The organism is Bhargavaea massiliensis, assembly GCF_050480245.1.
Lineage (GTDB): Bacteria > Bacillota > Bacilli > Bacillales > Anoxybacillaceae > Anoxybacillus.
On record NZ_JBCNEQ010000063.1, the window covers coordinates 112,030 to 126,745 of the forward strand.

General features: G+C 42.3%; 12 protein-coding genes and 1 other annotated feature. Of the genes, 10 read left to right on the forward strand and 2 right to left on the reverse strand.

The window, feature by feature from the left end; translation table 11 throughout:
* The first annotated feature begins 19 nt into the window (after nucleotides 1-19).
* On the forward strand, nucleotides 20-661 hold the full coding sequence (locus tag ABEV15_RS12080) for a DUF421 domain-containing protein (protein WP_429632232.1): 642 nt from the start codon (nucleotides 20-22) through the stop codon (nucleotides 659-661).
* On the opposite strand, the gene spoVB is transcribed toward ABEV15_RS12080, so the two are convergent.
* The gene (gene spoVB, locus ABEV15_RS12085; RefSeq protein WP_429632230.1) at nucleotides 662-2,185 is read right to left on the reverse strand and encodes a stage V sporulation protein B; all 1,524 of its coding nucleotides are present in this window, start codon (nucleotides 2,183-2,185) and stop codon (nucleotides 662-664) included.
* A 91-nt stretch (nucleotides 2,186-2,276) separates the two neighbouring features.
* On the opposite strand from spoVB, the gene ABEV15_RS12090 reads away from it, so the two are divergent.
* From ABEV15_RS12090 to dtd, 7 genes are all read left to right on the forward strand, one after another.
* Nucleotides 2,277-2,549, forward strand: coding sequence for a post-transcriptional regulator (locus ABEV15_RS12090; protein ID WP_429632229.1), 273 nt, complete (start codon nucleotides 2,277-2,279; stop codon nucleotides 2,547-2,549).
* Nucleotides 2,550-2,644: 95 nt separating this feature from the next.
* Entirely contained in the window at nucleotides 2,645-4,891 is a 2,247-nt protein-coding gene (gene secDF, locus ABEV15_RS12095; protein WP_498853348.1) for a protein translocase subunit SecDF, read from the forward strand.
* Between the two features lie 79 nt (nucleotides 4,892-4,970).
* Nucleotides 4,971-5,864 (forward strand): cation diffusion facilitator family transporter, encoded by an 894-nt coding sequence (locus ABEV15_RS12100; RefSeq protein WP_498853349.1) that lies wholly within the window; start codon nucleotides 4,971-4,973, stop codon nucleotides 5,862-5,864.
* Between the two features lie 53 nt (nucleotides 5,865-5,917).
* Nucleotides 5,918-8,278: a single-stranded-DNA-specific exonuclease RecJ gene (gene recJ, locus ABEV15_RS12105; protein ID WP_498853350.1), complete on the forward strand. Its 2,361-nt coding sequence runs from the start codon at nucleotides 5,918-5,920 to the stop codon at nucleotides 8,276-8,278.
* Complete coding sequence (locus tag ABEV15_RS12110) at nucleotides 8,244-8,756, forward strand: adenine phosphoribosyltransferase (RefSeq protein ID WP_429632221.1); 513 nt, start codon at nucleotides 8,244-8,246, stop codon at nucleotides 8,754-8,756. The genes recJ and ABEV15_RS12110 overlap by 35 nt, the downstream gene beginning before the upstream one ends.
* A 104-nt stretch (nucleotides 8,757-8,860) precedes the next feature.
* Nucleotides 8,861-11,059 carry a RelA/SpoT family protein gene (locus ABEV15_RS12115; RefSeq protein ID WP_498853351.1) on the forward strand — a complete coding sequence of 733 codons (2,199 nt, stop codon included), beginning with the start codon at nucleotides 8,861-8,863 and terminating at the stop codon, nucleotides 11,057-11,059.
* Nucleotides 11,060-11,073: 14 nt separating this feature from the next.
* Nucleotides 11,074-11,514: a D-aminoacyl-tRNA deacylase gene (gene dtd, locus ABEV15_RS12120; protein WP_429632217.1), complete on the forward strand. Its 441-nt coding sequence runs from the start codon at nucleotides 11,074-11,076 to the stop codon at nucleotides 11,512-11,514.
* Nucleotides 11,515-11,549: 35 nt separating this feature from the next.
* Here the strand turns inward: dtd and ABEV15_RS12125 are convergent, their stop codons facing one another.
* Nucleotides 11,550-11,723 (reverse strand): hypothetical protein, encoded by a 174-nt coding sequence (locus tag ABEV15_RS12125; protein ID WP_429632215.1) that lies wholly within the window; start codon nucleotides 11,721-11,723, stop codon nucleotides 11,550-11,552.
* A 132-nt stretch (nucleotides 11,724-11,855) separates the two neighbouring features.
* On the opposite strand from ABEV15_RS12125, the gene ABEV15_RS12130 reads away from it, so the two are divergent.
* Together ABEV15_RS12130 and hisS are read left to right on the forward strand one after the other, a co-directional pair.
* Entirely contained in the window at nucleotides 11,856-13,103 is a 1,248-nt protein-coding gene (locus ABEV15_RS12130) for an N-acetylmuramoyl-L-alanine amidase family protein (protein WP_498853352.1), read from the forward strand.
* A 53-nt stretch (nucleotides 13,104-13,156) separates the two neighbouring features.
* Nucleotides 13,157-13,386: a binding site (T-box leader), on the forward strand.
* 52 nt (nucleotides 13,387-13,438) lie between these two features.
* Entirely contained in the window at nucleotides 13,439-14,710 is a 1,272-nt protein-coding gene (gene hisS, locus ABEV15_RS12135) for a histidine--tRNA ligase (protein WP_498853353.1), read from the forward strand.
* Nucleotides 14,711-14,716: the final 6 nt, after the last annotated feature.

Genomic DNA, 14,716 nt, shown 5'->3' on the forward strand with positions numbered 1-14,716 from the left:
CAAATGAGGAGGAAGAGATGTGGAGTACGTAACGATTATTGTACGAACGTTATTGTTGTATGTCGTCATTTTATTTATTTTTCGGCTCATGGGCAAACGGGAGATCGGTGAGTTAAGCATTTTAGATTTAGTTGTTTTTATTATGATCGGCGAAATGGCGGTCATTGCGATTGAACAGCCGAAAGATCCGATTTTCCACACGCTTGTTCCGATGATTGTATTGACGATCGCTCAAATCGCATTTGCTTTTTTTTCTTTAAAAAGCGAAACATTTCGCCGTCTCGTTGACGGGTCACCGACAGTCATTATTAACAACGGAAAAATTGATGAAAAAGCGATGCGGAAACAACGATACAACTTTGATGATTTGCTTATTCAATTGCGTGAAAAAAATATTAAAAACATTGCTGATGTTGAATTTGCGATTTTAGAGCCATCCGGCAAACTGTCTGTATTTACAAAAGAAAAAAAGAAAACACCGTCTTTAGCGTTGCCGCTTATTAAAGACGGTGTCATTCAAGAAGAGCATTTAGCGCTTATCAATCAAACGTGCGACTGGTTAATCGAGCAACTGAAGAAGCGCGGATATGAACGAATCGATTACATTTCGTATTGTACATATGAAAACGGAACATTTTATATTGACGAAAAAGATGAATAATTAGCGGAATAGCTGACGAAATTCATCTTTTTGAATTAAACGGAACAATCGCGCAAGAACGATATATATGGCCGTCATGATGATGATTGCGACAATCGTTTTGATAAGCGATGAAAAAGGCAAAAGCGGAACGAGCACATGTCCAATTGTTGCGACGGAAACGATGACAATCAAATGAGCGGCATATTGTCTCACATACAAAGAAAGTGAAATCGCTTTAACGATCGTAGCAGCGTGTAACAATGTCACAACCATAATGCCGACAGTAATCGCTAGCGCAGCTCCCATAATGCCGAGCGACGGTTGGGAAGCAAGACAAAAAATGAGCGCTGTTTTTATTATTGCTCCGATGAAGCTATTGGTCATCGCCTCTTTTGCCAAGTCGAGCGCTTGTAAAACGGCTTGCAACGGTCCTTGCAAGTAATAAAAGATAAAAAACGGTGCCATAACTTTGACAAAGATAGCCGATTGGTTTGCTCCATACATGAGTTGCATCATCTCTTCCGCTAACACGTATAATACCGCAATAGATAATCCGCCTGTTAAAAGCGACAATCGTATTGCTTGATGTAAGCGATACTCGATGAGGCGATGTTGCCTTTGAGCAGCCGCTTCGCTAATGGCGGGAACGAGCGAAGTGGCGAGCGCATAAGTAATAAATGATGGAAGCATTAAAAGCGGTAGCGCATATCCTGTCAGTTCTCCGTATTGTTTTGTTGCATGGACTGTAGTTATTCCAGCAAGCGCTAAACTTTGTGCTACAACGATCGGTTCAAAAAACCAGGCGATCGATCCAATCATCCGACTTCCGAGAGTTGGGACAGCGATGCGCATCAATGAAACAAACGTATCTTTTCCTTCTTTCACGTATGAAAAAAAACGGTACCGAATGCGAATGGGCTTTTTTCGTTTAAATGTAATAAATAAATAAACGAGCGATACAAACTCACCAACGACCGAAGAAACCATCGCCCCTGCTGCTGCATATTCGATGCCGTACGGCAAAAAAGCGGTTGTAAAAGCAGCGATAAGCGTAATGCGTACAGCTTGTTCAAGCAGTTGAGAATATGCGTACGGTTTCATCTGCTGCTTTCCTTGAAAATATCCACGCAAAACAGAAGATACAGCGACAATCGGGACGACAGGGGCAATTGCGACGAGTGGATAATACACACGTGCATCTGTAAACAGCGTTTCGGCAAGAATTGGCGCGATCGCAAGTAAGGACGGAAAAAAGATTGCACTTAAAATAATCGTAATCGATAACGATACGACTAATATTTTTTTCACCTTTCGTTTGTCGCCAACTGCTTCCGCTTCAGCGACAAGTTTCGAAATGGCGACAGGGAGGCCGAACTGAGTAATGGTAATCGCAAGTGCAAGCGTCGGCACCGCCATCATATATAAACCTACGCCTTCTTCACCGATGAGACGAGCAACGACGATGCGATTAATAAAGCCGAGTATGCGCGTCAACAATCCCGCAACAATTAAAATGATCGTTCCTTTCAAAAATTTGGACATGTTCCTCCCTACCTTCTCAAATGCGGTCATCTTTTATACAATGAAATATATGCACATGTTGGCCAAGCATGACAAAATGGGGGAGATGAATATGAATCGGGAACAATTAATGCCTGCTTTACAGTGTAAAGTAGATGAGTTGAAGTTGCTCGGTTATAAACAAGCGACGATTGAAGATGTATGGAACTGTTTAATGATGAAAAAATGGAAAAAGAACAAAGAAGAAAAGCGATTATTTGAGCTTGTCAACGACGTTTTATCATTGCGGGCAAGCGACTATATGGCATATATTGTCACAAAAGAACAAAAACACGATCGCTGGTTTACCGAGGAAGGGCTTTCGGAATTAGAACAATTGTTTTAATTGTTCAGTTGGAAATTGACAGAAAGTGTACTGTCATTCATAATTTGTTTTGTTGGTAAAAATTCTGGCAGCTGCCAGAATAGAGGGGGATTTATATGGTAAAACGTAGTCGCATCATTGCTTTTTTCCTTCTTGTCGTTTTACTAGGCGGCATGATGGGATTAACAGCAGAGAAAATTGTGAAAAATATTAAGCTCGGCCTAGACTTGCAAGGTGGTTTCGAAATTTTATACGAAGTGAAGCCGACAAAAGAAGGAGAAAAAATTACGAAAGATGTATTGCTCAGCACAGTGAGTGCGCTAAATAAACGCATTAACGTGCTCGGAGTGAGCGAACCGCGCATTGATATCGAAGGAAACAATCGTATTCGCGTTCAGTTAGCAGGTGTGAAAGACCAAAATAAAGCGCGTGAAATTTTATCGACGGAAGCAAAATTAACGTTTCGTGACGTGCATGATAACGTGTTAATGGACGGAAGCGACCTCGTTGAAGGGGGCGCGAAACAGACATTTGATGATAAAGGGAAGCCAAGCGTGGCAATTACGCTAAAAGATGCAAATAAATTTAAACAAGTGACAGAAAAAGTATTAAGCATGGCGCCAAACAACGTGCTCGTTATTTGGCTTGATTTTCAAGAAGGCGTTGACTCATACGCCAAAGAAGTAGGGAAAGAGCATCCGAAATTTATTTCGGCCGCAGAAGTCAATGAAGTGTTTAACCAAACGGACGTGTCGATCGTCGGTAATTTTACGGTCGAAGAGGCAAAACAGCTAGCGGACTTATTAAATGCAGGCGCACTTCCGGTTGAACTAAAAGAAATTTATTCAACTTCTGTAGGTGCACAGTTTGGTGAACAAGCGCTACAAGAAACCATTTTAGCAGGAATTATTGGCGTTGCGCTCATCTTCATATTTATGATTGTTTTTTATCGCTTGCCAGGAATTGTGGCAGTAATCACGCTAAGCATATACATTTATCTCATTTTGCTCATTTTTGACTGGATGAACGGTGTACTGACATTGCCAGGGATTGCCGCTCTTATTCTCGGCGTCGGCATGGCAGTCGATGCTAACATCATTACATACGAGCGAATTAAAGATGAATTAAAGCTTGGAAAGTCGTTAATGTCGGCGTATCGCATCGGAAATCGAGGATCTTTTGGAACCATTCTTGATGCTAACATTACAACGATTATTGCGGGTGTCGTGTTATTTGTATATGGGACGAGCTCTGTTAAAGGATTTGCGACGATGCTGATCATTAGCATTTTAGCGAGCTTTATTACCGCAATATACGGTACGCGTGTACTGCTTGGCTTGCTTGTGAAAAGCCGCCTATTCGATAAAAGACCGCACTATTTTGGTGTCAATCCGAAAGATATATTAGATATTGCGAAAGTGACAGATGACACAGACGTGCCAACAAAGTTTGAACGGCTTGATTTTGTAAAACGAAGCAAACTATTTTTCACTATTTCAGGAGCACTTACTATCATTGGAATCGTATTACTGTTGACAGCAAAATTAAATTTAGGTATTGACTTTTCAAGCGGGACGCGCGTCGATTTAATGAGCAAAAAGCCGCTTACAATTGAAGAAGTAAAGGACGAATTAAGTAAATTACATTTAGAACCAAAAGATGTCGTGCTGTCAGGAAATAATAACAACATGGCGATCGTTCGTTTTCTCGGCGTACTGGATCAAAAAGAAATTTCACAGTTGAAATCACACTTTAAACAACAGTACGGGGTAGAACCGAACGTAAGCGTAGTGTCGCCGACAGTCGGGAAAGAATTAGCGCGCAATGCATTTATCGCTGTTTTAATTGCTTCTGTTGGCATTATCATTTATGTAACTGTTCGCTTTGAAATGTATATGGCGCTTGCCGCTATTATTGCGCTATTGCATGACGCTTTTCTGGTCGTTGCTTTCTTCAGTTTAACTCGTTTAGAAGTCGACTTAACGTTTATTGCTGCGGTGTTAACGATTATTGGTTATTCGATTAACGATACGATCGTTACATTTGACCGTATTCGCCATATCATGAAAAAACGAAAAGTGAAAACAGTCGATGATTTAAGAGATATCGTGAACAAAGCATTGCAACAAACATTTACTCGTTCCATTAATACGGTATTAACTGTTATTTTTACCGTTATTGCGCTTTTGATTTTCGGAAGCGATTCGATCCGCAATTTCAATTTAGCTTTATTAGTCGGGCTTGTTTGTGGTGTTTACTCTTCGCTATTTATTGCTTCACAACTATGGGTTGTGTGGAAGGCAAAACAATTGAAAACAGGAACGCAAAAACGCGAAAAATGGGAAGCAGAACCGGAAGTATAAACGTCGTGGCGCATGTCGCGACGTTTTTTTGTGGCTTCAATAGGATACAATAAAAACAAAAGAGAAAGGAGCGAATGGAGTGGACGAACAAACGCGCTTTCAACAAGCTCAATTTGCCGCGATGGTTGGTGTTTTCGGTAACATTGTGCTTGCAGTCATAAAAGGTTGGTTCGGAATGATTGCCAATAGTAAAGCACTAATGGCTGATGCGGTGCATTCCGCTTCCGATGTAGCAGGGTCGCTTGCCGTGTGGATTGGTTTGCGCGCGGCCAAACAGCCACCAGATGATGATCATCCGTATGGGCATGGAAAAGCAGAGTCGATTGCGGCCATTATTGTTGCAGTGTTGCTTTTTCTCGTTGGAATAGAAATTGGAATGTCTTCCTTTTCTTCGCTTTTTCAACCGATTGAACCGCCGAAAATGATTGCGGTATATGTCGTTATTTTATCGATTGTTGTGAAAGAAGCGATGTTTCGTTATAAGTACGCTTTAGGAAAAAAAATTAAAAGCGATGCGATTATCGTTAATGCGTACGAGCATCGTTCGGATGTTTTTTCTTCGATTGCTGCATGCATTGGCATTGTTGCCGCGATGTTAGGTGAAACATTACATGCACCATGGCTCGTTTATGCAGATCCCGTTGCAGGACTGTTCGTTTCGCTTCTCGTTTTAAAAATGGCGTGGACGTTAGGGACAGAGTCAATCCATCATGCGCTTGACCACGTGTGGCATGAAGAGGAAACGGTACGCTTACGTGAAGCTGTCCTTTCATTTCCAGAAGTAAAGCGCATTGACTCACTTTATGCACGCCAGCACGGCCATTACGTTGTTGTCGATTTAAAAATTGCTGTATCTCCACATTTAACCGTTTCAGAAGGTCATGAGATCGGGAAAAAAGTGAAACAAAAGTTATTGTCGTTTCCACAAGTGCGTAATGTAATGGTGCATGTCAATCCATATCACGAACAATAAATTGTCCATCAGCCCATTGTTTTGTATAATGAAAGGGTTGAGGGGTGAATGATATGTTAGCACCGAAAACCCGCTGGAATATCCAACAAGTAAACGATCAACAAGTGCAAATGATTGCGCAAGCGTTACATATAGCTCCGCCTGTTGCTTCATTGCTTGTCAGCCGCGGCTACCATACCGTTGAGGCCGCTCGTTCTTTTTTTGAGCGAAAGCAATCGTTTCACTCGCCTTTTTTGTTAAACGATATGGAAAAGGCGGTTGATCGAATAGAGAAAGCGATTACAAACGGTGAGCATATTCTCGTTTTCGGCGATTATGATGCTGACGGGGTAAGCAGTACAGTCGTAATGGTTAGTGTCTTACGGGAAAAAGGAGCGAACGTTTCCTACTACATTCCGAATCGTTTTTCAGAAGGATACGGTCCGAATGAACAAGCATTTCGACTTGCAAAAGAGCAAGGAGTCTCATTAATTATTACGGTCGATACAGGCATTTCTGCTTTACATGAAGCAAACGTCGCCAAACAGCTCGGCATCGACTTAATTATTACAGACCATCACGAGCCTGGCCCGATGTTGCCTGAAGCATACGCAACGATCCACCCGAAAATAAGCCCGAATTATCCGTTTAAACATTTAGCCGGCGTTGGTGTAGCGTTTAAACTTGCTCATGCGCTCATCGGGCGCGTGCCGTACGAATGGCTTGATGTTGTCGCGATCGGGACGATTGCCGATCTCGTTCCGCTTCAAGATGAAAATCATTTGCTTGCACGGCTAGGCATTGAACAATTCCGACAAACGAATCGTCTTGGTTTACAAGCGCTTTGTAAACGATGTGGTGTATCTCATACGGCGGTAACAGAAGACACGATTGCGTTTATGATCGGTCCGCGCATTAATGCCGCTGGACGACTCGATTGCGCTGACCCAGCTGTTCAACTGTTGTTAACGACAGATATACATGAAGCGGACATGTTAGCTGAACAAATTGATGCGATGAACAGAGAGCGTCAACAGCTTGTGAACGATATAACGGAAGAAGCGATTCAACTTGTTGAGCAGCATTATGCGAACGATCGGGTGCTCGTTGTGGCAAAAGAAGGATGGAACGTCGGCGTCATAGGTATTGTCGCTTCCCGATTAGTTGAACGTTTTTATCGTCCGACGATCGTTTTGAGCATTGATCATGAAAAAGGAATTGCGAAAGGATCGGCACGAAGCATAGAAGGGTTCGATTTATTTGCCAATTTGTCAAATTGCCGCGATATTTTACCGCATTTCGGTGGGCATCCGATGGCTGCCGGCATGACGCTATCTTTTTACGATGTAGATGAATTGCGTGATCGCCTAAACGAAGCAGCGAAGCAACAATTAACAGCTGAACATTTTATCCCGGTAACGCATGTCGATTTGTGCTGTTCGATCTCGGACGTTTCGCTTGAGCTCATTGACCAAATGAATCGGCTTGCGCCGTTTGGAATGGGAAATCCGAAACCGCGTGTTCTTTTTCAAAATATACAACTAGATACGTTGCGAAAAATTGGAACGGATCAAAATCATTTGAAATTGCTGTTAGCTGAAGATGGGAAAACGTTAGAAGCGATCGGATTTGGGTTTGGCAGTATTGGCGATGAAATTGCCCCGAACGTTCGTCTTTCAATTGTCGGCGAGTTAACCATTAACGAATGGAATAACTTTCGAAAACCGCAATTAATGATTCAAGATTTAGCAGTGAATGAATGGCAACTATTTGATATGCGCCATATTCACCAGCCGAGTAAATGGCTTGCATCATTGCCGAAAGAAAAGCGGCTGTTCATTGCATTCCGTCGCGATACAATAGATGCATTGCAATTGTCCGCATATGCTGATGAAATTGTATATGTACAAAGCGAACAAGAAGCAAAAGTTCATGTTGGCGGAAAGTATGTCGTTCTGCTTGATTTGCCTCCGTCACAGCAAATCGTTAAAGTTTTATTAAGTTGTAGTTTACCTGAACGCATTTATGCGTTATTCTATCAGAGGGAGAGTCACTTCTTCAGCGTGTTGCCAACGCGCGAACATTTTAAGTGGCTGTATTCCTTTTTGTATAAGCGTAGCCCATTTGATGTGCAGCGTTACGCTGACGACTTAGCTCGCTCGCGCGGATGGACAAAAGAAACGATTTTATTTATGATTCAAGTGTTTGCAGAGCTCGGCTTTATTACAGTCGAAAATGGGATCGTTTCTTTAGCTCGTCATGTACAAAAACGAGATTTAACGGAATCGCCGTCTTATCGGCTGAAACAAGCGCAGGCAGAGCTTGAACATATGTTTTTATACTCATCCTATTCCCAGCTAAAACGTTGGTTCGATTCATTGTATGAGGGGGAAAATGTCAATGGATTTAAAACAATACGTCACGATCGTTCCTGACTTTCCAAAACCAGGTATTCAATTTAAAGATATTACAACGATTATGGACAAAGGGGAAGTATATAAATACGCGACGGATCAAATTGTCAACTACGCGCGTGAAAAGAAAATTGATGTTGTCGTTGGACCTGAGGCGCGTGGATTTATTATCGGCTGCCCGGTTGCTTACGCGCTTGGCGTCGGATTTGTGCCGGTTCGTAAAGAAGGCAAACTGCCTCGCGAAGTCATTCGCGTGGAATACGGTTTAGAATACGGCAAGGACGTATTAACGATGCATAAAGACGCGATTAAGCCGGGGCAACGCGTCCTTATTACAGATGATTTATTAGCGACAGGCGGCACAATTGAAGCGACGATTAAGCTCGTTGAACAGCTCGGTGGCGTTGTCGCAGGTATTGCATTTTTAATTGAATTGACGTATTTAGAAGGTCGCGAAAGATTGAAAGGATACGACATTTTAACATTAATGCAATTTTAAGAAAGGAGGGGCAAAATGCTCCTCTTTTTCGCATCGTTGCTCTTTACATTTGAAAAATTTTTCATGATAATATTGACAATACGTTTAAAATAAAAGGTGATTGCATGGCAAATGAACAAGTATTAACGGCGGAACAAGTGATTGAAAAGGCGAGCCGTTATTTGTCGAAAGACGACGTACAGTTTATCGAACGGGCATATGAATTTGCGAAAGAAGCGCATCGCGAGCAATATCGGAAGTCTGGGGAACCGTACATTATTCATCCGATTCAAGTGGCAGGTATTTTAGTCGATTTGGAAATGGACCCTGCGACAATTGCGGCGGGCTTTTTACATGATGTTGTTGAAGATACACCTGTGACGAAGGAAGATTTAGAAAAAGAGTTTGGCAAAGAAGTGGCGATGCTCGTTGATGGCGTGACGAAGCTCGGAAAAATTAAATATAAATCACATGAAGAACAGCAGGCGGAAAATCATCGCAAAATGTTTTTAGCGATGGCGCAAGATATACGAGTCATTTTAATTAAATTAGCAGACCGGCTGCACAATATGCGCACGTTAAAACATTTGCCGTTAGAAAAACAACGTCGCATCGCCAATGAGACGCTTGAAATTTTTGCTCCACTTGCGCATCGTCTTGGGATTTCAAAAATCAAATGGGAACTCGAAGATACAGCGCTTCGCTATTTAAATCCACAACAATATTATCGCATTGTCAACTTAATGAAAAAGAAGCGAGCGGAACGCGAGCAATATTTAGAAGAAGTCATTCAAGAAATGCGCGAACGGTTAAATGAAGTCGGCATTCAAGCAGAAATTTCAGGACGTCCAAAACATATTTACAGCATTTATCGGAAAATGGTTTTGCAAAACAAACAATTTAACGAAATTTACGATTTGCTAGCTGTGCGTATTATCGTTGAAAGCATTAAAGACTGTTATGCTGTTCTTGGTATCATCCATACATGTTGGAAGCCGATGCCTGGGCGTTTTAAAGATTATATTGCCATGCCGAAGCCGAATATGTATCAGTCGCTTCATACGACGGTCGTCGGTCCAAAAGGCGAGCCGCTTGAAGTGCAAATTCGGACGTTTGACATGCATCATATTGCAGAATTTGGAATCGCTGCCCATTGGGCATATAAAGAAGGAAAGACCATTCGCCCAAATACATTTGAAGAAAAATTATCATGGTTTCGCGAAATTGTCGAATGGCAAAACGAAACGAACAACGCGGAAGAGTTTGTCGAAACGTTAAAGATGGATTTATTTTCTGACATGGTGTTTGTTTTCACACCAAAAGGCGATGTCATTGAGCTCCCAGCTGGTTCAGTGCCGATTGACTTTGCTTATCGTATTCATTCAGAAATTGGAAATAAAACGATTGGGGCAAAAGTAAACGGAAAAATGGTGCCGCTTGATCATCCGCTTCAAACAGGGGATATTGTTGAAATTTTGACGTCCAATCATTCATACGGCCCGAGCCAAGACTGGTTAAAAATTGCGCAAACGTCGCATGCGAAAAATAAAATTCGCCAATTTTTCAAAAAGCAACGCCGTGAAGAGAACGTCGAAAAAGGGAAAGAGCTTGTTGAAAAAGAAATTCGCAACATGGGTTTTGACGTAAAAGAAGTATTAACAACTGAAAATACGAAACGTGTGGCGGAGAAATTTAACTTTGCCAATGAAGAAGATATGTATGCCGCCGTCGGTTACAACGGCATTACAGCTGCCCAAGTAGCGCATCGTTTAACAGAAAAATGGCGGAAACAACGCGATTTAGAAGAACAGGCGAAACGTTTGTCTGATATGTTACAAGAAGCGAAACACGTCACGCCAATTAAAAAACGGGATTTTGGCGTATGCGTCGAAGGTGTAGACAATTTGCTTATTCGCTTGTCGCGTTGTTGCAATCCGGTGCCTGGTGATGAAATTATCGGCTTTATTACAAAAGGGCGTGGTGTTTCTGTCCACCGAGTTGATTGTCCGAACGTGCTGGTGGAAGAAGCAAAAGAGCGACTTATCCCTGTTCAATGGGAAAGCGGTGCAAACTGTCAGCGGGAATATACAGTGGATATCGAAATTACCGGATATGATCGGCGTGGCCTGCTTAATGAAGTATTGCAAGCGGTCAATGAAACGAAAACGAACATTTCGGCTGTATCTGGAAGAACAGATCACCGAAATAAAATGGCGACCATTCATATGACGATTTTTATTCATAATGTCAGTCATTTGCAAAAAGTGGTTGAGCGCATTAAACAAATCCCAGACATTTATTCAGTAAGGCGGATCATGAACTAGAAAGGGTTGTCACAATGAGAGTTGTTGTTCAGCGGGCGAAACATGGAAAAGTCACAGTTTTTGGTGAAGTCGTTGGAGAAATTGATTTTGGGCTCGTGTTATTAGTTGGTATTACTCATGACGATACAGAGGAAGACGCGGCATTTGTCGCCGATAAAATTGCTCATTTGCGCATATTTGAAGATGAGCAAGGAAAAATGAACCTTTCCCTTTTAGATGTAGGCGGATCGATTTTATCGATTTCACAATTTACGTTGTACGGAGACTGTCGCAAAGGAAGAAGACCAAACTTTATGGATGCAGCAAAACCGGAACATGCAAAGCATATTTATGAAGCGTTTAATGAACAATTGCGTCAAAAAGGGATTCACGTAGAAACAGGTGTATTTGGTGCAATGATGGATGTAGAGCTAACAAACGTCGGACCGGTGACGCTCATCGTTGAAAGCAAATAAAAACCGCGCTCGCATATGGACGAGCTCGGTTTTTTTTATCCTCGCGCTACATGTTTTTTCAGCTTTTGTACATCACGAAGAGAAAGTCCAAATTCAGAAGCGAGTTCAAACGATGTGAGCTCGTTTTCTTTTTGAATAAATGAATGAAAATCAACGTGCATAAGTGGGGATTGTGAATAAACAAATTCTCCTTTTTCACTATGGCGCATGGCAAGTCTCCTTTCCCGTCAATTGTCGTTCGTATTATTCCCAATTTTTCTGCCTTTTCATTCAAAGAAGGATTTTTTTTGTTTGTGAAGAAATAAAATAGCGACTACTGACAACGTAGGGGGATTTGCAACATGAAAAAATCGCTTATGGCGTCATTGTTCGTTTTTTGTTGCTTGTTGCTCATCGTGCAAACTGCGACAGCAGCAATGAACGTGCGCATAGCTGTCAATCAGCTCAATGTTCGTACAGGTCCAGGATTTGCGTTTGCAGTGCAAGAAAAAGTAGCTAAAGGGAAGCAATATGCTGTCGCTCAAAAGCGGGGAGAATGGCTACAAATCCGGCTTGCTTCGAATCGAACGGGCTGGGTGTATAGCAAATACGTTCAAGTGCAAAATGAGCCGAACGAAACGAAAAAACAAATACAACAGTCGGTCGTATGTCAAGTAGATGGGTTGCGGCTTCGGAAAGGACCGGGAACGACATATGCGGTCATCGGGTATGTCAATCGTAACGAAAAAGGAACGGCAACGATGATACAAGGGGATTGGATGTATGTGCGTTGGGATGGAAAAGAAGGTTGGGTGCATCGCTCATATATAGCAAATGCTGAGCAAAGTGAAAAAAATACATACGTCCAAACGTTATACGATAATACAAATATTCGTTCCGCTCCTTCGATACAATCTTCTGTTATTGCTAAGGCAAAGCGCGGCGATCAGTTTGCAGTCATTCGAAAAGAAGGACAATGGTATGTCATTCAAGTTGATGCTCAAACGGTAGGATATGTAGCCGAATGGGTCGTTCAAGTAGGCAAACAATCTTCTCCACCTCGACCTCAAACGGTGGGAGGGAAAACGATTGTTATTGATGCAGGACATGGTGGAAAAGATCACGGAACAACAGGTGTCAACGGGACGATGGAAAAAATGTTAACGTTGCAAACGGCATTGTTGTTAAGTGAAAAACTAAAACAAGTGGGCGCTAACGTTATTTTAACGCGCGCAGATGATCGGTTTTTATCGCTAAGTGAACGAGTCAATATTGCAGGGGGAAACAAAGCAGATGCGTTCATTAGCATTCATTACGATAGCGCCTTAAATCGCACCGCAAGCGGCTTAACAGTATATTACTATAAAGAGATCGATCGTTCGCTTGCCGATGCACTTGTTGAGCCGCTCAGTCAATTAACAGGCATTCAACAACGTGGTGTTCGCGTAGGCAACTATCATGTGTTGCGCGAAAATAGCCGCCCTTCTGTGTTGCTTGAGCTCGGCTATTTAAGCAACCCAAACGAAGAAGCATTCGTTGTGTCACAAACGTATCAACAATCGGTCACAGAAGCTATATGCAACGGTTTGCTTCGTTATCTCGGAAAATAAAGGCCATCTTGACAAATGGTTTGTTCGTACGTAATATAAAAAGAAAATTCAACATCTCGCCGATGATGGAGAAAAGTAGTTAAGAGTACACATGGCCAGAGAGGAAATGCCGCAGGCTGGAAGCATTTCTCCATGATGACTTAACGAACGAACACTCCGTAGGTTTCTCTTTGAACGCGTTATCGTTAGTAGGAGAGAACGCTTTCCGGGCGTTATCGGATGAAAGTGGAAGCATGCGCTTCAACTAGGGTGGCACCACGGGAATTTGTCTCTCGTCCCTAATTTATTAGGGGTGAGAGATTTTTATTTGCATAAAACTACAAGGAGGGAATGATATGTCATTTCAAATTCCGCGCGGGACGCAAGACATCTTGCCAGAACAAGCAGCAAAATGGCAATATATTGAACAAATCGCGCGTGAGCTTTGTCGTCGTTACAATTATCAAGAAATTCGCACGCCGATTTTTGAGCATACAGAACTATTTTTGCGCGGTGTCGGTGATACAACGGATATTGTCCAAAAAGAAATGTATACGTTTGAAGATCGTGGCGGTCGAAGTTTAACGCTTCGTCCAGAAGGAACAGCTGCGGTCGTTCGTTCATTTGTTGAAAATAAAATGTACGGATATCCGAATCAGCCGGTAAAGCTGTATTACATGGGACCGATGTTCCGTTATGAACGTCCGCAAGCGGGTCGTTTCCGTCAGTTCGTTCAATTTGGTGTCGAAGCGCTCGGAAGCAACGATCCAGCGATTGATGCTGAAGTCATTGCTTTAGCGATGGACATCTACCATACGCTCGGATTGAAAAAATTGAAACTTGTCATCAATAGTTTAGGCGATAGCGAAAGTAGAAAAGCGCACCGTCAAGCGCTCATCGACCATTTTCAACATCGCATTCATGAGTTTTGTGAAGATTGCCAAGCACGATTACATAAAAATCCGATGCGCATTTTAGACTGTAAAAAAGATCGTGAGCATGAGTTCATGCGCACAGCTCCATCGATTCTTGATTACTTAAATGAACAGTCGCGCACATATTTTGAAAAAGTACAAATGTATTTACAAAAGCTTGGCATCGCATTTGAAGTCGATCCTCGCCTTGTGCGCGGTTTAGATTATTACAATCATACAGCATTTGAAATCATGAGCGAGGCAGAAGGATTTGGCGCCATTACGACATTATGTGGCGGCGGTCGGTATAACGGTCTCGTTCAAGAAATTGGCGGACCGGAAACGCCAGGCATCGGATTCGCTTTAAGCATTGAGCGCTTGCTTGCTGCATTAGAGGCAGAAGGCATTTCCTTGCCGATTTCAGAAGGAATTGACTGTTATGTTGTAGCTTTAGGAGAACAAGCGAAAGAAGAAGCGGTTGCGCTCGTTGCTGCGCTACGTAAAGAAGGTATTTCGGCAGAAAAAGATTATCAAGATCGAAAAGTGAAAGCACAGCTTAAAGCCGCAGACCGTTTACATGCGACGTATGTTGCAATTTTAGGTGAAGATGAATTGCAAAAAGGTGTCATTAACGTAAAACATATGGCAACCGGTGAACAACAAGAAGTACCGCTTCAAACATTTATTTCACATATGAAAAACGTATTGCAATAGGAGGGG